At 66.8% G+C, this 18,747-nt stretch carries 15 protein-coding genes; 3 read left to right on the top strand and 12 right to left on the bottom strand.

The features are described 5' to 3' along the window. Positions 1 to 69: 69 nt before the first annotated feature. The 12 genes from HTA01S_RS08425 to dapC all read right to left on the bottom strand — a co-directional run bounded on the left by HTA01S_RS08425 (position 70) and on the right by dapC (position 11,611). Positions 70 to 276 (bottom strand): hypothetical protein, encoded by a 207-nt coding sequence (locus HTA01S_RS08425; RefSeq protein ID WP_068169234.1) that lies wholly within the window; start codon positions 274 to 276, stop codon positions 70 to 72. After that, entirely contained in the window at positions 273 to 659 is a 387-nt protein-coding gene (locus tag HTA01S_RS08420; protein ID WP_157572020.1) for a hypothetical protein, read from the bottom strand. Before HTA01S_RS08420 ends, HTA01S_RS08425 begins: the two co-directional genes overlap by 4 nt. A gap of 200 nt (positions 660 to 859) precedes the next feature. Then, positions 860 to 1,069, bottom strand: a complete 210-nt coding sequence (locus HTA01S_RS25670; protein WP_068169229.1) for a MerR family transcriptional regulator — start codon at positions 1,067 to 1,069, stop codon at positions 860 to 862. Between the two features lie 667 nt (positions 1,070 to 1,736). Further along, complete coding sequence (locus HTA01S_RS08405) at positions 1,737 to 3,044, bottom strand: site-specific integrase (RefSeq protein WP_245638033.1); 1,308 nt, start codon at positions 3,042 to 3,044, stop codon at positions 1,737 to 1,739. A gap of 280 nt (positions 3,045 to 3,324) precedes the next feature. Beyond that, positions 3,325 to 3,564, bottom strand: a complete 240-nt coding sequence (locus HTA01S_RS08400) for a hypothetical protein (RefSeq protein ID WP_068169649.1) — start codon at positions 3,562 to 3,564, stop codon at positions 3,325 to 3,327. Positions 3,565 to 3,691: 127 nt separating this feature from the next. Next, positions 3,692 to 3,940 carry a GlsB/YeaQ/YmgE family stress response membrane protein gene (locus tag HTA01S_RS08395; protein WP_068169224.1) on the bottom strand — a complete coding sequence of 83 codons (249 nt, stop codon included), beginning with the start codon at positions 3,938 to 3,940 and terminating at the stop codon, positions 3,692 to 3,694. 172 nt (positions 3,941 to 4,112) lie between these two features. Continuing rightward, complete coding sequence (locus HTA01S_RS08390) at positions 4,113 to 6,146, bottom strand: ABC-F family ATP-binding cassette domain-containing protein (RefSeq protein WP_068169220.1); 2,034 nt, start codon at positions 6,144 to 6,146, stop codon at positions 4,113 to 4,115. Next, on the bottom strand, positions 6,143 to 7,036 hold the full coding sequence (gene prmB, locus HTA01S_RS08385) for a 50S ribosomal protein L3 N(5)-glutamine methyltransferase (protein WP_068169216.1): 894 nt from the start codon (positions 7,034 to 7,036) through the stop codon (positions 6,143 to 6,145). Before prmB ends, HTA01S_RS08390 begins: the two co-directional genes overlap by 4 nt. An 8-nt stretch (positions 7,037 to 7,044) precedes the next feature. Further along, on the bottom strand, positions 7,045 to 8,217 hold the full coding sequence (dapE, locus tag HTA01S_RS08380) for a succinyl-diaminopimelate desuccinylase (protein ID WP_068169213.1): 1,173 nt from the start codon (positions 8,215 to 8,217) through the stop codon (positions 7,045 to 7,047). Beyond that, positions 8,217 to 9,377, bottom strand: a complete 1,161-nt coding sequence (locus HTA01S_RS08375) for a PilT/PilU family type 4a pilus ATPase (RefSeq protein WP_068169210.1) — start codon at positions 9,375 to 9,377, stop codon at positions 8,217 to 8,219. The genes dapE and HTA01S_RS08375 overlap by 1 nt, the downstream gene beginning before the upstream one ends. A 137-nt stretch (positions 9,378 to 9,514) precedes the next feature. Then, the gene (gene dapD / locus HTA01S_RS08370; RefSeq protein WP_068169206.1) at positions 9,515 to 10,339 is read right to left on the bottom strand and encodes a 2,3,4,5-tetrahydropyridine-2,6-dicarboxylate N-succinyltransferase; all 825 of its coding nucleotides are present in this window, start codon (positions 10,337 to 10,339) and stop codon (positions 9,515 to 9,517) included. A gap of 48 nt (positions 10,340 to 10,387) precedes the next feature. Continuing rightward, positions 10,388 to 11,611 carry a succinyldiaminopimelate transaminase gene (gene dapC / locus HTA01S_RS08365; protein ID WP_068169202.1) on the bottom strand — a complete coding sequence of 408 codons (1,224 nt, stop codon included), beginning with the start codon at positions 11,609 to 11,611 and terminating at the stop codon, positions 10,388 to 10,390. A 161-nt stretch (positions 11,612 to 11,772) separates the two neighbouring features. Here dapC and smc point away from each other — a divergent pair, with 161 nt between their 5' ends. The 3 genes from smc to ligA all read left to right on the top strand — a co-directional run bounded on the left by smc (position 11,773) and on the right by ligA (position 18,740). Beyond that, the gene (gene smc, locus HTA01S_RS08360; RefSeq protein ID WP_068169200.1) at positions 11,773 to 15,294 is read left to right on the top strand and encodes a chromosome segregation protein SMC; all 3,522 of its coding nucleotides are present in this window, start codon (positions 11,773 to 11,775) and stop codon (positions 15,292 to 15,294) included. A 34-nt stretch (positions 15,295 to 15,328) separates the two neighbouring features. After that, positions 15,329 to 16,519, top strand: coding sequence for a cell division protein ZipA C-terminal FtsZ-binding domain-containing protein (locus HTA01S_RS08355; protein WP_068169197.1), 1,191 nt, complete (start codon positions 15,329 to 15,331; stop codon positions 16,517 to 16,519). Positions 16,520 to 16,634: 115 nt separating this feature from the next. Next, the gene (ligA, locus tag HTA01S_RS08350; RefSeq protein ID WP_068169193.1) at positions 16,635 to 18,740 is read left to right on the top strand and encodes an NAD-dependent DNA ligase LigA; all 2,106 of its coding nucleotides are present in this window, start codon (positions 16,635 to 16,637) and stop codon (positions 18,738 to 18,740) included. The last annotated feature ends 7 nt before the right edge of the window (positions 18,741 to 18,747 follow it).

The raw sequence follows: 18,747 nt of genomic DNA, 5'->3' as shown, positions 1-18,747 counted from the left end.
CGGCCCCGGTTCGCAGTTGGCGCTGCAGCCGGGGTTTATCTTTTGGTGGGCCGGCCATGGCTTCATAGTTCATCGGGTCGCCCCCACCTGGCGCGCGAACGCATCCAGGGATTCGACATTCGGGCAGTGGCGGCTCATGGTGTGGTCACACACAAGCCAGCCGCCCGTGGTGCAGTCATAGCAGTGGATGCCGCGCAGCGCGAGCTGTGCCCGGAGCGTTGCCACGGCCTTATCCAGCTGGCGCTGGGTCTCTTCGTCGTGGATGGGCGTGCTCATGAAGCACCCCCCGCCTGCTGGCCATCCGCGCCTTCATCGCGCCGGGCCGTGGTCCGGGCCAACACACGCCCCAGGGCATCGAAGAAGTCGTCGCGCCAGCTCTTCCGGTCTACCGCTGGGCGGTCAGCCTTCACCGGCTTGGCCGGGCGATCCCACCGCTGCCGGGCCTTGCCGGTCGGTGTCATTCGCCCAATGGAGTGCTCCATTGATGCCGCGTGCGACTCGATCTTGCCGGCCACCTTGGCGTCGTGCTTGGCCCGTCTGGCGACGGCGCGTAGGTCGGCGAGTTCACGGCAAAACTCGGTCCTGCTTTCGCTCCAGGTGAACCATCCGCCAGAAGCTGCGGGCCGCGTTTGGACGCCCAGCACTTCGAGGTCGGCCACAAGCCGGTGTAGGTCTACCTGGCTCACGCTGGCCGGCGCCGCTGGTCCGTCGCCTGCCAGGCGGTCGCAGATCGCGGCCCATGCTGCAGGACCGCCCATGGCGCCGTCGTCCAGCCCCTGGGGCGCGCTTTCCGGGCCGGGTGGGGCGGTGATGGCTTGAGGCCCGTCCGGTGCCTCTGAGGGCGCCAGGCCCGGAGCGATCACGCGGGCACTCCCGCGCCTTCCTTGGCCAGCTTCGCCTCGTCTTCAAGGCGCTGCTGCCACTCCGTCGCTGCCTTTGCGCTGATGAATGTCCGCCTGCCCAGCTTGTAGGTCGGCAAGCGCCCGGCGGCGATTTCTGCGAAGAGCTTGGTGCGCCCGACCTGAAAGATGGAAACGAATTGAGCGATGGTGTATGCCTGCTGTGTCACGATCAGACCCTTTCGGTTTTGGTGTCCGACTCGCTACGAGTGGAATCACCATGAACGTATTGGGCACCCGTGCACACGCATGCGTCACATACGTAAACGCTCAACCGTAGGCTCAAAAAAAGCAAAACTCCTGACAAATCAAGGGGTTACGCTGGTCTGCGATTGCGCCGAATCCATAGAGGTGATGTGGTGTCAAACCTTCGCCCAAAAGATAACCCCTTGAAAAATCAAGGGGTTATCTCGGTTGGATGACTGCGGTGTTTAGTCGTCGTTGATCTTGTCCTTCTGCACGTTGTCTACGGCGCGGGGGCTACCCGGGATGGTTCAAGTCCCGGGCTTTGAGCCGCAGCTTTCCGATCTCGTCGAGCGTGTCCACGATCTCAGCGGATAGCTCGTGTATCAGCCCGAGATAGGCGGACCGCATGTGTTCGGGCAACGCGCGGAAGCACGGCCCAGCGTCCCCGGACAGATGCCCGGTCAGTGCACACAGCTGGTTCGCCTTGCGACAAATCGCGTCGTCAAGGTCAAGAATCGTTCTCGTATCATTCGAGGTAACCATGGCGAAAGTCCTTCTTTCGTTGTGGCCAGGGGCTCGGGAGGTGTTAGCGCACCATCCGCGCCCCGCCTTTTTTGCCCTGCATAGACCGGCGCAGGGCTTGCCGGTTTTCTATGCGCGCCGCAAGGCAACCACCTTGCCGCCCTTGACGGGCTGCAGCTGCTGATACAGCTTCTTCAACGCTTCCAGTTTCTCGGTCATGTAGTCGTGGCCGTCATAGTGGCGAGCCTGCACACCGGCCACGCCATGCGACTGCAGGCGACCCCGTATTTCTGAGCTGATCCGCGCACTGGCGAGCAGGGTTTCAACGCCGCTGCGGATTCGCTTCGCCTGAAAGTCGGGGATCAGATCGCCCACGGCATCCACAGCCCACGCGCTCAGTGAGGTGGCGGCCAGGTGGGTTTCTCCGCCATCGGTGGATATGGCGAACTCTCCCGCTGGGTCGCACTGTTTGAGCGCTGCAGCGGCCTGTGTGGTCAACGGGATGGTGTGCGGCCGTGGTGCGCTTCCCGGGCGGCCCTTGCCGTCGTACAGCGTGAATGCGGCCGGCGCAATGTCGGCGGTGCGCAGGTTGACCAACTGCTCTATTCGCTGGCCACCGGTCAGCAGGTGCAGGCGCAAGGCGGCGCCTTTGAACCCCTCCAGTTCCTTGATGGCCTGCCAGTAGGCGCGCATTTCGTCAGCGCTCAGTGGGTGCTTGTCGGGCTTGTTGGCCGACTCGTCGGGCTCGGTTTCCGCCACCGGGTTGGTGGTGACGCCGTAGGCCTTGAACGCCACGGGAATGCTGGGCTTCGACTTGGCCGCCTTGGCCGTCTGGTAGGCGGCGCGGGCATAGCTGCGCAACTTGTTGGCGGTGCGGCCCTTACCGGCCTCAATCAGCGTGCGCATCATGTCGGCGAACTGCTCGCCTGTCACATCCTTGGCGGGCAGCTGGGCCACCTGGGGCCATGCCTCGAAGATGTGCAGCTTGAAGATGCTGCGGGCGTCCTTGTGTGATCGCCGACCGATGGCCTCCAAGTGGTCGCAGTAGGCCTCCAACAGTGTCCGCAGCGTGTGGGTGGCCGCCAGCCGCCGGGCCTCTGCTGTGGCGCGTCTGGCGTCGTTCTGTGCGGCCAGCAGGGCAGGGCGCCCGCCTTCATCCCGGTGCTGGTGGTGTTCCAGCGCCAGATTCTCAGCGGCGCGCACGGCGGCGGCCAGGGAGTAGCCGGCCTTGGTGGGCGCAAGGCTCTTGGGAGGTGCGCCCGAATCGTAGATGCCGATGGGCACGCGCTCGCTGGTACTGCCGATGCTGTACCGCCAGTACAAGGCAACCGCGCCGGAAACCTGCTTCCTGGCCTGCAGGGCGCCCATGGGCTTGACCTTGGACAGCGTGGTGAACACGCCGGGCGCGAGGTCATTGATGCTGATTTTCGTCGTCATGTCGTGTAGTCCGTTTGTTTCCCGTTGCCAGACCGTTGCCAGAATTTAGGCGAATGGTCACGAACGCTTACGGACTACTGTGAACTACAAGGCGATAAAAATCAAGGGCTTATGATCGGTTGCCAGTTCGCGACTGTTCGCGGTTGACCGGGTTGGTAGGACTTTTAATCCGTTTGTCGTGGGTTCGACCCCCGCACGTCCCACCAAAAACACGGCGTAAAGCCTGAAAAGCCTGCTATCTCATCGATAGCAGGCTTTTTTGTTTGTGCGGCTCGGGGGCTCAGAGGCCCAGGATTTTCTTGGCCTCTCCCAGCGCCTTCATCGAGGCGCCGTGATCGCCCGCCTTGTGCAGGCGCTCACCATCGGCGCGCAGGGTCATCACCTTTTCCTGGTCGGCCGCCGCCAAGGCAGGTTTCGTCGCCAGCTTGGCGTCGATGGCCTTCATCTCGGCCGGGCAGCTATTGGCCAGTGCCATGCCCGTGAACACCAGGGCACAGGACGTCAACAACAGTCTCTTCATGACAAACCCCTCAAACGCCCAGCACATGCTGGGGTCGGGATTGTTTCAGAGCTGCAGGGTTGACACCAGTATCCAGGATTGACCGCGTTGCCAACCGAGGATTCTGGTCAATCCAGGGTTGCGCGGGTCACTTCTTCTTGATGAAGCCATAGATCACGAGCAGCAGTATTGCGCCAATCACGGAGGCAATGAAGCCGGCCGCCTGTCCTGGTGCATACAGCCCGAGCGCCGCGCCCAGGTAGCTGGCCAGAAACGATCCGGCCACGCCCAGGATGGCGGTCATGATCCAGCCCATGCCGTCGTGGCCGGGTTTGAGGGCGCGTGCGACAAAACCGGCGATGAGACCGATGAAGAGGGTTCCAAGCAAGGACAACATGGGCGGTCTGCCTTTCGAGCAAAGGTGGTTGAGAAATCAGGGTGGAAAACACGCCCGACTGTAGCGTCGAGCGGGTGCTTTCGTTGTGGCGGGCGGTGCCCGGGCCGAGCCGCCGTGATGGGTGTCGCCCTGATATAGCGTCCAGGGCACGGGCGCCACCCCCCGTCCGGGCTCAACCCGCGTTCATCGCGTCAAGGGCTTCCGTGAGTTCCAGCCAGCGACTTTCCAGCGTGTCGATCTCGTCGTTGACGGCTTTCAGGCGACGGCCCGAGTCGGCCATCGCCGCCGGGGTGGCGGGTTGGCTTAGGAGGGCCTCCAGTTGCGCCCTTTCCTGCGCCAACGTTGCCGTGCGCTTCTCGTTGTGTTCCAGCTCCTTCTTCAGGGGGCGGGTCTGTTCGGCCAGCTGCTGGCGGCGCTGGGCATCCTGTCGGCGTTGGTCCGGGTTGCGGGCGGCGGCGTTGGCAGGTGCTGCGGCCGAGGCCTGCGGTGCTGGGGCCGCGGCTTTCGGGGCGGGTGCCGGCACGGCGGCGACGCCACGCGCCTGATCGCGCTGTTCCTGTCGCTGGGCCTCGCGCGACTGTTTGGCCATGTCCAGCAGGTAGCGCTGGTAGTCGTCCAGATCGCCGTCGAAGGGAGCGATGCCACCGCGCGAGACCAGCCAGAACTCGTCGCACACGGCGCGCAGCAGCGCGCGGTCGTGGCTGACCAGCATGACGGTGCCTTCGAACTCGTTGAGCGCCATCGACAGGGCCTCGCGGGTTGCGAGATCCAGATGGTTGGTGGGCTCGTCGAGCAGCAGCAGGTTGGGGCGCTGCCAGACGATCATGCACAGCACCAGGCGCGCTTTTTCGCCTCCGCTCATGCTGCCCACGGCCTGTTTCACCTGGTCGCCCGTGAAGTTGAAGCTGCCCAGGAAACTGCGCAGGTCCTGTTCGCGGGTGGACTGGCCGCTGAGCCGACCTTGCGCCGTGCAGTCGCGCACCAGACGGATCATGTGCTCCAGCGGGGTGTCGGCCGGGCGCAGCACGTCGAGTTCCTGCTGCGCGAAATAGCCGATGTTCAGGCCCTTGCCTTCGATGATCTCGCCACTGATGGCGGCCAGATCGCGCGCGATGGTCTTGACCACCGTGGACTTGCCCTGGCCGTTGGCGCCCAGGATGCCGATGCGCTGGCCGGCCAGCACCGAGCGGCTGACGTTGCGCACGATGACGGTGGGCTCGCCGCCGTCTTCCAGCGGCGGGTAGCCGAAACTGACCTCGTGCATCGCCAGCATGGGGTTGGGCAGGTTCTGCGGTTCGCTGAACTCGAAGGTGAACTCCGCATCGGCCAGCACCGGGCCGATCTTCTCCATGCGCTCCAGCGCCTTGACCCGGCTTTGTGCCTGCTTGGCCTTGCTGGCCTTGGCCTTGAAGCGGGCGATGAACTTCTGCAGGTGCGCCACCTTCTCCTGCTGCTTGGAATACGCCGTGGCCTGCAGCGCCATCTGCTCGGCGCGCATGTCCTCGAACTTGCTGTAGTTGCCGCCGTAGCGCGTGAGCAGGGCGCGCTCGATGTGGATGGTGACGTCGGTCACCGCGTCGAGAAACTCGCGGTCGTGGCTGATCACGAGCATGGTGCCTTCGTAGCGCTTGAGCCAGGCCTCCAGCCAGACCAGGGCGTCCAGGTCCAGGTGGTTGGTGGGTTCGTCGAGCAGCAGCAGGTCGCTCGGGCACATGAGCGCGCGCGCGAGCTGTAGGCGCATGCGCCAGCCGCCCGAGAAGCTGTTGACCGGGCGTTCCAGCTCGTCGGTGCGGAAACCCAGGCCCAGGATCAGGGCCTGCGCGCGCGCCGGGGCGTCGTGTTCCCCCGCGTCGTGCAGCGCCATGTAGGCGTGGGCCATGCGCTCGCCATCGCCGCTGTCTTCCGCCGCCTGCACCTCCTGGCGCGCGGCGAGCAGGGTCACGTCGCCTTCGATGACGAACTGGGTGGCCGGCATGTCGGTCTCGGGCATGTCCTGCGCGACTTGCGCCATGCGCCATTGTGCGGGCACGTAGAAGTCGCCCTTGTCTTCGTGCAAGGTGTGGTTGAGCAGGCCAAACAGGCTGGACTTGCCCGCGCCGTTGCGACCGACGAGGCCAACTTTTTCGCCGGGGTTGATGGTGGCGGACGCGCCATCGAGCAGGACCTTCGTGCCACGACGAAGGACCAGATTTTTCAGTGTGATCATGGGTGGGGCGCAGGCTGGACAGCCAGCGCCGAAAGGGATTCGGAGGTGAGAAGAAGAACCTGGTCGTCACCGGCGCTGGTGGACAACCACACGGCTTCGAGCTGCGGGAAGGCCGCTTCGAAGTGCTCGCGTTCGTTGCCGATTTCCAGCACCAGAACACCCGTCGGAGAGAGCCGCGCGGGCAGGTCGCGCAGCAGCGCGCGGATGAAATCCATGCCGTCGGCGCCGCCGGCCAGGGCCAGCGCTGGCTCGGCGGTGTATTCGGCGGGCAGCTCGCGCATGCTCTGCGCGTTCACGTAGGGCGGGTTGCACAACACCAGGTCGTAGGGGCCGGGGCAGGCCGCGAGCCCGTCGGATTCGATGAGTGTGATGCGGTCCTGCAGCCGGTGGCGTTCCACGTTGATGCGGGCCACGGCCAATGCGTCGGCAGAGATGTCGGCGCCGGTGACCTGCACGTCGGGCCAGGCCATGGCGGCCAGCACGGCCAGGCTGCCGTTGCCGGTGCACAGGTCCAGCACTCGCGTGGTGTGTTCGCCCAGCCAGGCATCGAAGCCGCCGTCGGCGATCAGCTCGGCGATGAAGCTGCGCGGCACGATGGCCCGCTCGTCGATGTAGAACGGCACGCCCTGCAGCCAGGCCTCGCGCGTGAGGTAGGCGGCGGGCTGGCGGGTCTCGATGCGGCGGGTGATCAACGCGGCGACGGCCTGCGCGGCCTCGTCGGTCACGGGCAGCGTGGCCAGCGCGTCGAGGTCGCTGTCGAGCGGCAGCCCGAGTTGCCACAGCACCAGCCAGGCCGCCTCGTCGTGGGCATTGGTGGTGCCATGCCCATAGGCCAGTGAAGCGGCGGCGAGGCGGCGCTGCGCCTCGGCCAGGGTGTGTTGCAGGTTCATGGGGCGGGTCAGCAACCGGTGCCGGCCTGTCGGGCCAGTTGGTCCAGGGTGCGGCGGTAGATGTTCTTGAGCGGCTCGATGTCGGCCACCGCAACGTGTTCGTCGATCTTGTGGATGGTGGCGTTGGGCGGGCCGAGTTCGATCACCTGGGGGCAGACCTGGGCGATGAAACGCCCGTCGCTGGTGCCGCCGGTGGTGGAGAGCTGGGTGTCGATGCCGGTCTCGGCCCGGATGGCCGCACGCACCGCGTCGACCAGAGGGCCGGGTTCGGTGAGAAAAGGCAGGCCGCCCACGGTCCAGTCCAGATCAAAATCCGTGCAGGCCCGCAGTCCCTGGCGCTGCAGGATGTCCGCGACGCGCTGCTGCAGGCCTTCGGGCGTGGACGCGGTGGAGAAGCGGAAGTTGAAGTCGATCACCACGGTGCCGGGGATGACATTGCTCGCGCCCGTGCCGCCGTGGATGTTGCTGATCTGCCAGCTGGTGGGCGGGAAGAAGGCGTTGCCGGCGTCCCAGACGGTGGCCACGAGCTCGGCCAGGGCAGGCGCCACCATGTGGATGGGGTTCCTGGCGAGCTGCGGGTAGGCGATGTGACCCTGGATGCCCTTGACCGTGAGCTTGCCGCTCATGGTGCCGCGGCGGCCGTTCTTGATCATGTCGCCGGTGCGCTCCACCGAGGTGGGCTCGCCGACGATGCACCAGTCCAGCCGCTCACCACGCCTTTGCAGTTCGCGGCAGACGATCACCGTGCCGTCGTTGGCCGGGCCTTCTTCGTCGCTGGTGAGCAGGAAGGCGATGTCGATGCCGGGGGCTGGGTTCGATGCGATGAATTCTTCGCAGGCCACGACCATGGCCGCCAGCGAGGCTTTCATGTCGCTGGCCCCACGGCCATAGAGCTTGCCGTCCCGGTGCGACGGCACGAACGGGTCGCTGGCCCAGGCCTCCAGCGGGCCGGTGGGCACCACGTCGGTGTGGCCGGCGAACACCAGGGTCGGCTGGTCGCCGCGGCCGCGGCGGGCCCAGAGGTTGGTCACGCGGAAATCGGCTGGGCCGCTCTCCAGCGTTTCACAGGCGAAGCCCAGGGCCGACAGGCGCGACGCGAGCTGCGCCTGACAACCCGCGTCCAGGGGGGTGACCGAGGCGCGGGCGATCAGTTCTTCGGTCAGGCGCAGGGTGGCGGTCATCAGAATTTGACGTCGAGGGTGAACTCGGTGAAGGTGGCGCTGTCGCCGTTTTCCTCTTCGTTCGGCGTGGCCTGCTGGTTGCTGCGCGAGGTGTTGAAGTCGTTCTGCAGACGCCACATGAGGTTGCTGGGCGAGTCGGCGTGGGCCAGGCCCTCGTTGCGCGACACCAGACCGTCCACGATGAGCCGGGACAGGTCCTGCTCGAAGCTCTGCGAGCCTTCGGCCAGCGACTTTTCCATCGCTTCACGCACGCCGGAGAAGTCGGCTTTCTGAATCAGGTCGGCGATCAGCGCGGTGTTGAGCATGACTTCCATGGCCGGCACCCGCCCGCCCGTGTGCGTGCGCAGCAGGCGCTGCGAGACGATGGCGCGCAGCGCGGAGGACAGGTCACCCAGCATGGTGGGACGCACTTCCACCGGATAGAAGCTCAGGATCCGGTTGAGCGCCTGGTAACTGTTGTTGGCGTGCAGCGTGGCCAGGCACAGATGGCCCGACTGGGCATAGGCAATCGCCGCCGACATGGTTTCGCGGTCACGGATTTCGCCGATCAGGATCACATCGGGGGCCTGGCGCAGTGCATTTTTCAGACCGATCTGCAGAGACTGGGTGTCGGTGCCGATTTCGCGCTGGTTGATCACCGATTTGCGGTTGCGGTAGACGTACTCGATCGGGTCCTCGATGGTGAGGATGTGGCCGGTGGAGCGGTCGTTGCGGTGGTCGATCATGGCCGCCAGCGTGGTGGACTTGCCCGCGCCGGTGGCGCCCACCATGAGCACCAGACCACGTTTTTCCATGATCAGCTCGGACAGGATCGGCGCCACGTTGAGCGAGTCGAGGGTGGGCACGTCACCCGGTATGAAACGGATCACCACGGCGTAGTTGCCCCGCTGGCGAAAGGCACTGACGCGGAAGTTGCCCACGCCCTCCAGCGGCACGGCCATGTTGAGCTCGCCGGTCTCATGCAGCTCTTCGATGCGCGTGGCCGGCACGATCTCGGCGAGCAGGTTGCCGGGCGCGTCCGGCGGCATCACCTGGCTGTTGATCGGGATGGTCTGGCCATTGATCTTGATCATGGCCGGCGCATGCGCCGAGAGATAGACGTCCGAAGCCTTCTTTTCGGCCATCAGGCGCAGGATGCGTTCCATGGTTCCGCTGCTCATTCCAGACCTTTCAAGAACTCAAAAATAGAAAAACTCATCGGCGACCGTGCCCCAACCCGGAACACCGCGGATCTGGCTTTGCCAGTCCGCAGGTGTTGCCCCTTGAGGGGCGGAGCGCAGCGACGGGGGGGGCAAATTCAGTCTCTCAACAAGTCGTTCAAGCTGGTCTTGGCGCGCGTCTGCGCGTCCACGCGCTTGACGATGATGGCCGCGTAGAGGCTGTATTTGCCGCCGTCCTTGGGCAGGCTGCCGCTGATAACGACCGAGCCCGATGGCACGCGGCCGTAGCTCACCTCGCCGGTGGCGCGGTCGTAGATCGGGGTGCTCTGGCCGATGTACACGCCCATGGAGATCACCGAGTTCTCTTCGATCACCACGCCTTCGACCACTTCGGAGCGTGCCCCGATGAAGCAGTTGTCTTCGATGATGGTCGGGCCGGCCTGCAGCGGTTCCAGCACACCGCCGATGCCGACGCCGCCCGAGAGGTGCACGTTCTTGCCGATCTGGGCGCAGGAGCCCACGGTGGCCCAGGTGTCGACCATGGTGTTTTCGTCGACATAGGCGCCGATGTTCACGTAGCTGGGCATCAGGATCGCGCCCTTCGCGATGAAGCTGCCGCGGCGCGCCACGGCCGGCGGCACCACGCGCACCCCGGTGGCTTTCATCTCGGCTTCGCTCAGGTCGGCGAACTTGGTGGGCACCTTGTCGTAGAACGCCAGGTCACCGCTGCGCATCAGCTCGTTGTCTTTCAGGCGGAACGACAGCAGCACGGCCTTCTTGATCCACTGGTGCACCGTCCACTGGCCCACGCCTTCGCGTGTGGCCACGCGCAGCGTGCCGGCGTTGAGTTCACTGATCACGTGGTCCACGGCGTCCATCACCTCCTTGGGGGCGGAAGCGGGGGAGAGGTCGGCGCGGTTGTCCCAGGCGTTGTTGATCAGGGTCTGCAGTTGTTGGGTCATGGTGTCTCGGACAGTTGGGATGAACGGAGATGAAAAGAAGAGAGAGGATCAGTCGTTGTGGAACACGAACGCCTTGATGCGCCCGGCGGCTTCCAGGCATTCGGCGGGTTCGGCCACCAGCGCCATGCGCACGCGGCCCCGGCCAGGGTTGACGCCCCCCGCCTCGCGGGCGAGGTAGCTGCCCGGCAAAACCGTCACATTGTATTGAGCCAGCAGCTCACGCGCGAAGGCCTCGTCGGCGCTCAGGCCGGGCACCCGGTCGACAAAAACGTCCGGCACACCGGCCCAGAGATAAAACGCCGCATCGGGCAGCGCCACGTCCAGCACGGAGGCCAGCAGGGGCGTGACCTGGGCGAACTTCTCGCGGTACTGGCGGCGGTTGTCCACCACGTGCGCTTCGTCGCCCCAGGCCACCCGGCTGGCGGCCTGCACCGCCGGGCTCATGGCACCACCGTGGTAGGTGCGGTAGAGCAGGAAAGGCTTGATCAGCGCCGCGTCGCCGGCCACGAAACCGCTGCGCAGGCCGGGCACGTTGCTGCGTTTGGACAGGCTGGTGAACATCATCAGGTTCTTGAAGTCCGTGCGGCCGAGCTTCACCGCGGCCTCCAGCCCGCCCAGGGGCGGCTCGTCGCGGAAATAGATCTCGCTGTAGCACTCGTCCGAGGCGATCACGAAGCCGTAGCGGTCGCTCAGCTCGAACAGTTTTTGCCACTCGTCCAGCGGCATCACGGCGCCGGTGGGGTTGCCGGGTGAGCACACGAAGATCAGCTGCGTGCGGGCCCAGACCTCGTCCGGCACGCTGTCCCAGTCCACCGCGAAGTTGCGCGCCGGGTCGCTTGCCACGTAATACGGCTGGGCGCCGCCGAGCAGGGCCGCGCCCTCGTAGATTTGATAGAACGGATTGGGAAACACCAGCGTCGCGCCGGGCTGGGTGGGGTCGATCACGGTCTGGGCAAAGGAGAACAGCGCCTCGCGCGAGCCGTTGACCGTCAGCACCTGGGTGGCCGGGTCCACCGTGACGCCGTAGCGCCGCTGCAGCCAGCCCGCGCAGGCCTCGCGCAAGGCCGGTTCGCCAGCGGTGGCGGGGTAGCCGGTGAGTCCGGTGTCGAGCGCGGCGGCCAGCGCGTCCTTGAGCATCTGGGGTGTGGCGTGTTTGGGTTCGCCGATGCCCAGGCTGATGGGCCGGTAGTCGGGGTTGGGTGTGACGCCCGCAAACAGCTGGCGCAGCCGTTCAAAGGGATAAGGCTGCAGGAGAGACAACTTGGGATTCATGGGGTCGATTATCCCGGGGGCGTGCGCAGCGGCGTCGGCGTGGGGTCGGGTACAGGCCCCAGGGCGGGTGGACACGGTATCATGCGGCTTGCGATCCGGCCCCGGGTGTGGCCGGATTTTCGTTTCAAATCAAACAGTTAGCGTCCTGCGACCGAACTCCCGTGCGTCTCAATTCGATCAAGTTGTCCGGCTTCAAGTCGTTCGCCGAACCCACCAACTTCATGCTGCCGGGTCAATTGGTGGGCGTGGTGGGCCCCAACGGTTGCGGCAAGTCCAACATCATGGACGCGGTGCGCTGGGTGCTGGGCGAATCCAAGGCGTCCGAACTGCGTGGCGAGTCCATGCAGGACGTGATCTTCAACGGCACCAACAATCGCAAGCCCGCCAGCCGCTCCAGTGTGGAGCTGGTGTTCGACAACAGCGACCACCGCGCCGGCGGCCAGTGGGGCCAGTTCACGGAAATCGCCGTCAAGCGCGTGCTCACGCGCGACGGCACCAGCAGCTACTACATCAACAACCAGCCGGTGCGCCGCCGCGACGTGCAGGACGTGTTTCTCGGCACCGGCCTGGGACCCCGTGCCTACGCCATCATTGGCCAGGGCACCATCAGCCGCATCATCGAGAGCAAGCCCGAAGAGCTGCGCCTGTTCCTCGAAGAAGCCGCCGGCGTCTCCAAATACAAGGAGCGCCGCCGCGAAACGGCCAACCGGCTGGCCGACACGCGTGAAAACCTCACCCGGGTGGAAGACATCCTGCGCGAGCTCAACGCCAACCTCGACAAGCTGGAAAAACAGGCCGAGGTGGCCGCCCGCTACAACACGCTGCAGGCCGGCGCCACGCTCAAGCAGCAGCAGCTGTGGTTCCTGAAACGCAGCGAAGCCGAGGCCGATCAGGTCAAGGTGAAGACCGACGCCGCCCAGGCGGTCAACGACCTCGAGTCGCGCACCGCCGACCTGCGCCGCATCGAATCCGAGCTGGAGACCATCCGCCAGGCGCACTACGCCGCGGGCGACCAGGTGAACCAGGCGCAGGGCAAGCTGTACGAGGCCAGCGCCGAGGTGGGCAAGCTTGAAGCCGAGATCCGCTTCGTGGTCGAAGGCCGCACCCGTGTGGAACAGCGCCTGCTGCAACTGAAGGAGCAGATGGCCTCGTGGTCCACACGCAGCCAGGACGCCAGCGTCGAACTGGAGCAACTGGCCGAGGCCGTGGTCGAGGCCGAGGAAAAGTCGGTGGTGCTCGCCGCCCAGGGCGAGGAGCAGGCCGGCGCGCTGCCCGCGCTGGAAGACGGCCTGCGCCAGGCGCAGAACCGCGCCAACGAGCAACGCGGCAGCGTCACCCAGGTGCAGCAGCAGATCCAGGTGTTGGCCGCCGAGCAGCGCAACGTGGAAGAGCAGAGCCGCCAGCTCAACCAGCGCCGCGAACGCCTGATGGCCGACCGCAACGCCCTGGCCGCGCCCGACGAGGCGCGCCTGCTCAGCGCGCAGAGCCAGTTGGCGGTGGCCCAGGAAGCGGCCGAACTGGCCGACGCCGTGCTGCACGAACTGCAGGACAGCGTGCCCCAGCTCGACGAGGACCGCCGCGCCGCCCAGCAGGCGGTGAACCAGGAATCGGCGAAACAGTCCGACCTGTCGGCCCGCATGGAAGCGCTCAAGGCGCTGCAGGACAAGGTCAAGACCGACGGCAAATTGAAGCCCTGGCTGGCCAAACACGGGCTCGATGGCCTGCAGGGCCTGTGGAGCCGCATTCATATCGAAACCGGCTGGGAAAACGCCCTCGAAGCCGCGTTGCGCGAGCGCCTGGGCGCGCTCGAAGTGTCGCGGCTGGAGATGGTGCGAGCCTTCGGCAACGATGCACCGCCCGCCAAACTCGCTTTCTACAGCCCGGTGTCCGCCGGGGTGGCCACGGGCAGCGCCAGCGGCCTCAAGCCCCTGGCCGACTGGCTGCGCCTGAACGACGCGGGGCAAAAGGCCCTGCTGGCCGACTGGCTGCAGGGTTGCCTGACCGCGGCGAATCTGGACGAGGCGATGGCGCAGCGCACCCAGCTGCAGGCCGGCGAGGTGATCTTCGTGCCCAGCGGCCACGCGGTCAGCGCCCACAGCGTGAGCTTCTACGCGCCCGACAGCGAGCAGGCCGGCCTGCTGGCCCGGGCGCAGGAAATCGAACACCTGGAAAAAGAGTTGCGCGCCCAGGCGCTGATGGCCGAGCAGGCCCGCACGACCCTGGTGCGCGCGGAAGCGGCCTACACCGACGCCTCGCAGCGCCTGGTGAGCGCGCGCCGCGAAGGCGCCGAAACCCGCAGCCGCGCGCACGAGCTGCAGGTCGAGACCTTGCGTCTGACCCAACTGGCCGAGCAGACCCGTGCGCGCAGCGAGCAGATCGCCGTCGACCTCGCCGAGGTGGACGCCCAGCTCGATGAGCTGCAGGAACGCCGGGTCACCGCCGAAGCCCGCTTTGAAGAGCTGGACATGCAGCTCGCCGACAGCCAGGAACGCCACGCCCAGCTCGACGACCAGGTGATCGACGCCGAACGCGCGCTGAATGCCGCCCGCGAGCAGCAGCGCTCGCTGGAGCGCAGCGCGCAGGAAGCCACCTTCGCCCTGCGCAGCCTGCAGGCGCGCCAGGGCGAGCTGCAGCGTTCGCTGGAAACCGCGGCCGCGCAGGAAAAGTCGCTGGTCGATGAAGAACAGCGCGCCACCGACGAACTGGCCCGCCTGAGCGCCGCCGCCGCCGAGGCCGGGTTGCAGAACGTGCTGGCCGTGAAGCTCGAACGCGAGCAGACCCTGGGGGCCCTGCGCAGCCAGTACGACGACCTCACGATGAAGCTGCGCGCCAGCGACGAGCGCCGCCTGCAGCTGGAGCGCGAACTCGATCCGCTGCGCAACCGCATCACCGAGTTCCAGCTCAAGGAACAGGCCGCGCGCCTGGGCGTGGAGCAATACAGCCAGCAGCTCGAAGAAGCCCAGGCCGACCTGGCCGCGGTGGCGCAAAGCATCACCGAAGGCAATGTGCGGCTCACGGGTCTGCAGGGTGAGATCGATCGCATGCACCGCGAGATCCAGGCGCTGGGCGCGGTCAACCTCGCGGCGTTGGACGAGCTGACCGCCGCGCGCGAACGCAAGACCTTCCTGGACGCCCAGTCGGCCGACCTGAACGACGCGATGAACACGCTGGAAGACGCGATCAAGAAGATCGACGCCGAGACCCGCGACCTGCTGGGCAGCACCTTCAACACCGTCAACGAGCACTTCGGCCGCATGTTCCCCGAGCTCTTCGGCGGCGGCAACGCCCGGCTGGTGATGACCGGTGAGGAAATCCTGGACGCGGGCGTGCAGGTGCTGGCGCAGCCGCCCGGCAAGAAGAACCAGACCATCCACCTGCTCTCGGGTGGTGAAAAGGCGCTCACCGCCATCGCCCTGGTGTTCGCCATCTTCCAGCTCAACCCGGCACCGTTCTGTCTGCTCGATGAGGTCGACGCGCCGCTGGACGACGCCAACACCGATCGCTACGCCCGGCTGGTCACCAGCATGAGCAAGCAGGGCACCCAGTTCCTGTTCATCAGCCACAACAAGATCGCCATGGAAATGGCCGAACAGCTGATCGGTGTGACCATGCAGGAGCAGGGCGTTTCGCGTATCGTCGCGGTGGACATGGAGTCCGCCGCCGGCATGCTCGAAGCCTCCTGAGCACCCCACCCCACCTCCCATTTCTCCTCGCACCATGAGCACACTGCAACTCAGTCTGGCCATCATCGGAGGGCTCGTGCTGGCGGGCGTGGTGGCCTACAACGCCTGGGTCACCAGCAAGAGCGCGCCCCGCACGGCACGCGAGCGCGGGCCGCAGGACGCCGCGCCTGGCGCCTACGAGGGCGGCGCCCAGACCGGACGCTTCGACGACACCGCCCCGGTGGACCTCGCCGAGCGGTCGCACACCGGGCCGGGGCTGGACATCTCACAACGCATCGAACCCGTGCTCGACGACGGTCCGTCACCGGTCGCCGCCAGCGACGAGCCGCCCCAGGAGGCCCGCCACCCGGGGCCACCGGTGGTGCCCGTGACCCTCAGCAACGTGGTCCATGTGCCGGAGAAAAAGCCCGCGCTCGACGCCCTGATTGACGTCATCACGCCGATGCTGCTCGATGGCGAGGTGTCGGGCGACGCCTTGCTGGCCGCGCTGCCGGGCACGCGCCGCGTGGGCAGCAAACCGTTCGCCGTGGAAGGGCAAAGCGAAACCACCGGCGAGTGGGAAAGCCCGCGCGCGGGCCAGCGCTACCGCGCGCTGCAGGCCGGGGTGCAATTGGCCAACCGCGCCGGCGCGCTCAACGACATCGAGTTCTCCGAGTTCGTCGTGAAGGCCCAGGCTTTCGCCGACGCCGTGGGTGCCACCCCCGATTTCCCCGACATGCGGGCCGAAGTGGCCCGTGCGCGCGAGCTCGACGCTTTCGCCAGCGGACACGATGCCCAGCTCGGTTTCGTGTTGCGGGCGCGCCGCGCCGCCTGGAGCCCGGGCTATGTGGCGCAGAACGCCGCCCGGCTCGGCTTCGTGGCCGGTGCCTTGCCCGGGCGCATGGTGCTGGCGGGCAGCCAGAGCGGGCAGGCGCCCATCCTGAGCCTGGTGTTCGACCCGCAGGCCGCCATGGCCGAAGACCCCGAACAAAGCGCGCTGCGCGAGATCGCGCTGTCGCTGGAAGTGACGCACGTGCCGCGCAGCGAACAGCCGTTCGTGCGCATGCGCCAGGCCGCGATCGCGCTGGCCGAAGCCATGGACGGCGTGGTCACCGACGATGCCGGACAGATGCTGTCCACCGACACCATGGACCGCATCGGGGCCGACCTGGAAAGCCTGTACGACGCTCTGGACAGCCACGACCTGTCGGCCGGTTCGCCGCAGGCCCGAAGATTATTCAGTTGACCCCCCCCGCCACGCTTCGCGTGACCCCCCAGGGGGCGATGCTGGCGGCCCGGCAGAGCCGGTTCCGCGGCATCCTCGGTTGACTTCCCCTCATTCGCTGTGTGATCTTGTCTGCATGAGCACTTCTGATCTTTTTTCCTCTGAGCCCGCGCCGGCCGAACGCGCGGCCGAGTTGCGCGAGCAGCTGAACCACCACGCCCACCTGTACTACACGCTGGACGCGCCGGAGATTCCGGATGCCGAGTACGACCGGCTGTTCCGCGAATTGCAGGCGCTCGAAGCCGCGAACCCGGAGCTGTTGACGCCGGATTCGCCGACCCAGCGTGTCGGTGGTCGGGTGCTGGACGCGTTCACGCCGGTGCGTCACGCCGTGCCCATGCTGTCGATCAACACCGAGACCGACACCGAACCCAGCGGCGCGCGCCAATTCGACACCCGCGTGCGCCGCGCGCTGGGGCTGGCCGAGGCCGACCCGCCGGTGGCCTACGTGGCCGAGCTCAAGTTCGATGGCCTGGCCATGAGCCTGCGCTATGAAAACCGCGTGCTGGTGCAGGCCGCCACGCGGGGCGACGGTGAGGTGGGCGAGGACGTGACGAACAACATCCGCACCATCGGCCAGATTCCCCTGCGCCTGCCGTCCGACGCTCCGCCGGTGCTGGAGGTGCGCGGTGAGATCTACATGCGCCGCGATGATTTCGACGCGCTCAACGAGAAGCAGCGCGCCAAGATCGCCGCCGGTGCCAAGGGCGAAAAGACCTTCGTGAACCCGCGCAACGCCGCGGCCGGCGCGGTGCGCCAGCTGGACTCGGGCATTGCCGCCCAGCGCCCGCTGAGCTTCTTCGCCTACGGCCTGGGCGAGATCACGCCGCCGGAGCAGGGCGGCCCGGTGTTCGACACCCACTACGCATTGCTCATGCAACTCAAGGCCTGGGGCTTTCCTGTGGCCGAGCAGACAGCGGTGGCCACGGGGGCCGACGAGCTGGTCGCCTTCCACCAGCGCATCGGCGCCAGCCGCGACCAGTTGCCCTACGACATCGACGGCGTGGTCTACAAGGTCAATTCGCTCGCGTTGCAGCGCCGGCTCGGTTTCGTCACGCGCGAGCCGCGCTGGGCCGTGGCGCACAAATACCCGGCGCAGGAACAGCTGACCACGGTGCTCGCCATCGACGTCCAGGTGGGACGCACCGGCAAGCTCACGCCGGTGGCCAAGCTCGCGCCGGTGTTCGTGGGCAACGTGACGGTGACCAACGCCACCCTGCACAACGAGGACGAAGCGCGCCGCAAGGACGTGCGCGTGGGCGACACGGTGATCGTGCGCCGCGCGGGCGACGTGATCCCCGAGGTGGTGGCTGTGCTGCCCGAAAAGCGGCCCGAAGGCGCCGAGGTGTTCACCATGCCGCGCCAGTGCCCGGTGTGCGGCAGCGATGCCGTGCGCGAGGAGGGCGAGGTCGACTACCGCTGCACCGGCGGCCTGTTCTGTGGCGCCCAGCGCAAGGAGGCGATCCTGCATTTCGCCCACCGCCGTGCGGTGGAAGTCGAGGGCCTGGGCGACAAGCTGGTGGAACAGCTGGTGGACTCGGGCGTGGTCAAGACCCTGCCCGACCTGTACCGCCTGGGCTTCACCGCGTTGGCCAGCCTGGACCGCATGGCCGACAAGTCGGCGCAGAACATCGTGGCCGCGCTGGAAAAGTCCAAACACACCACACTGCCGCGTTTCCTCTTCGGCCTGGGCATCCGCCATGTGGGCGAGGCCACGGCCAAAGACCTGGCGCGCCACTTCGGTCAGATCGACCGCATCATGGACGCCACGGTCGAGCAGTTGCTGGAGGTGAACGACGTGGGGCCGGTGGTGGCGCAAAGCATCCGCACCTTCTTCGAGCAGCCGCACAACCGCGAGGTGGTGGAGCAGTTGCGGGCCTGTGGCGTCACCTGGGAAGAGGGCGAGCCCGCGGCGCAGGTGCCCAAACCGCTGGCGGGCAAGACCTTTGTGCTGACCGGCACTTTTCCGACCCTCAGCCGCGATCAGGCCAAAGACCTGCTGGAAGCCGCGGGCGCCAAGGTGGCGGGCTCGGTGAGCAAGAAGACCGACTACGTGGTGGCCGGCGCCGAGGCAGGCAGCAAGCTGGACAAGGCACACGACCTGGGTGTGGCGGTGCTCGACGAGGCCGCCATGCTGGCCCTGCTCGCGCCCGGTGCGGACGCCTCAACCGGCGACGCCTGAAGCCAGG

This window comes from Hydrogenophaga taeniospiralis CCUG 15921, assembly GCF_001592305.1.
GTDB classification, from domain to species: Bacteria; Pseudomonadota; Gammaproteobacteria; order Burkholderiales; family Burkholderiaceae_C; genus Hydrogenophaga; species Hydrogenophaga taeniospiralis.
This window is presented reverse-complemented; position numbering and strand designations above follow the sequence as displayed.

What these genes read in the sequence shown, in the direction of transcription:
- HTA01S_RS08425 (WP_068169234.1), bottom strand. Translation starts at nt 276, where the DNA reads ATGAGCACGCCCATCCACGACGAAGAGACCCAGCGCCAGCTGGATAAG.
- HTA01S_RS08405 (WP_245638033.1), bottom strand. Translation starts at nt 3,044, where the DNA reads ATGACGACGAAAATCAGCATCAATGACCTCGCGCCCGGCGTGTTCACC.
- HTA01S_RS08400 (WP_068169649.1), bottom strand. Translation starts at nt 3,564, where the DNA reads ATGAAGAGACTGTTGTTGACGTCCTGTGCCCTGGTGTTCACGGGCATG.
- HTA01S_RS08395 (WP_068169224.1), bottom strand. Translation starts at nt 3,940, where the DNA reads ATGTTGTCCTTGCTTGGAACCCTCTTCATCGGTCTCATCGCCGGTTTT.
- HTA01S_RS08390 (WP_068169220.1), bottom strand. Translation starts at nt 6,146, where the DNA reads ATGATCACACTGAAAAATCTGGTCCTTCGTCGTGGCACGAAGGTCCTG.
- prmB (WP_068169216.1), bottom strand. Translation starts at nt 7,036, where the DNA reads ATGAACCTGCAACACACCCTGGCCGAGGCGCAGCGCCGCCTCGCCGCC.
- dapE (WP_068169213.1), bottom strand. Translation starts at nt 8,217, where the DNA reads ATGACCGCCACCCTGCGCCTGACCGAAGAACTGATCGCCCGCGCCTCG.
- HTA01S_RS08375 (WP_068169210.1), bottom strand. Translation starts at nt 9,377, where the DNA reads ATGAGCAGCGGAACCATGGAACGCATCCTGCGCCTGATGGCCGAAAAG.
- dapD (WP_068169206.1), bottom strand. Translation starts at nt 10,339, where the DNA reads ATGACCCAACAACTGCAGACCCTGATCAACAACGCCTGGGACAACCGC.
- dapC (WP_068169202.1), bottom strand. Translation starts at nt 11,611, where the DNA reads ATGAATCCCAAGTTGTCTCTCCTGCAGCCTTATCCCTTTGAACGGCTG.
- HTA01S_RS08355 (WP_068169197.1), top strand. Translation starts at nt 15,329, where the DNA reads ATGAGCACACTGCAACTCAGTCTGGCCATCATCGGAGGGCTCGTGCTG.
- ligA (WP_068169193.1), top strand. Translation starts at nt 16,635, where the DNA reads ATGAGCACTTCTGATCTTTTTTCCTCTGAGCCCGCGCCGGCCGAACGC.